General features: G+C 72.7%; 1 protein-coding gene. It reads right to left on the bottom strand.

All coding sequences use genetic code 11. The features are described 5' to 3' along the window. Positions 1–1126: amino acid adenylation domain-containing protein (locus A5681_RS22530; RefSeq protein ID WP_156738104.1), on the bottom strand; the 1126-nt coding region annotated here is incomplete at both ends.

The following is a 1126-nucleotide window of genomic DNA, read 5'->3' as shown; positions in this document are numbered from 1 at the left end:
CGCGACGATCGCGGCGGGCACCATGAAGCCGGGCAGCCGGTCGGCCAGCGCGGCGCGCAGCGCGGCGGGCTCGGCGGTGCCGGTGATGTAACCGACGAGCCGCCGGTCACCGGGCCGGTCCTCACGGGCGACCACCGCGGCCTGTCCGACGCCCGGGAGTTCGCTCAAAGCCGCACGGATCTCACCGAGTTCGATGCGGTACCCGCGAATCTTCACCTGTTCGTCGGCGCGTCCGAGGTACTCGAGTTGCCCGTCGGGCCGCCAGCGCACCAGGTCCCCGCTGCGATACATCCGGGTCCCGGGCGGCCCGAACGGGCACGCCACGAACCGCGCGGCGCTCAACCCAGGCCGGCGTAGGTAGCCCAGCCCGACCCCGCGCCCGGCGACGTAGAGTTCCCCGATGACCCCGGGCGGGACGGGCCGCAGCCAGGGGTCGAGGACGAACAGCGCCGCCCCGGGCACCGGTAGGCCGATCGGGACGCTGGCCGAACCGGGCACCAGCGGGGCGCTGATGGTGGCATACACGGTGGTTTCGGTGGGCCCGTAGCCGTTGAGCATCACCCGCCCGGGCGCCCAGCGCTGCACGATCTCGGGTGGGCAGGCCTCCCCGGCGGCCATCACCGCCACCTCATCTAGCCCGTGGGGGGACAGTGCGGCCAGCGCGGAGGGGGTCTGACTCAGCACGGTGACGTGTTCGGCGATCAGCAGGGCGCGCAGCTCCTCGGGGGAGCGGGTCACCTCCTCGGGCACGATCACCAGCCGGCCGCCGTGGAGTAGGGCCCCCCAGATTTCCCACACCGAGAAGTCGAAGGCATAGGAGTGGCATTGCGCCCACACCTGGGCGGGCCCAAGCTCGACGCCGACGTCTAGTGCGTCGAATAGGCGGGTGATGTTGTGATGCGTGACCGCCACCCCTTTGGGCACCCCGGTAGTGCCCGAGGTGTAAATCAGGTGCGCCACCTGATCAGGTCCCGGGGCGGGAAGCTCGGTGGCGGGCTGGGCATCGACGCGCGGGTCGGCGACGTCGACGACCGCCACCCCGTAAGGCCGCAGCCGCCCGGCCAGCCCCGCGGTGCTGACCACCGCCACCGGCGCGGCGTCGGCCAGCACCAACCCGATCCGCTCA

This window comes from Mycobacterium scrofulaceum, from assembly GCF_001667885.1.
Taxonomy (GTDB): Bacteria; Actinomycetota; Actinomycetes; order Mycobacteriales; family Mycobacteriaceae; genus Mycobacterium; species Mycobacterium scrofulaceum_C.
Note: the sequence above shows the minus strand (reverse complement) of the source record. Positions and strands in the feature narration are given on the sequence as shown.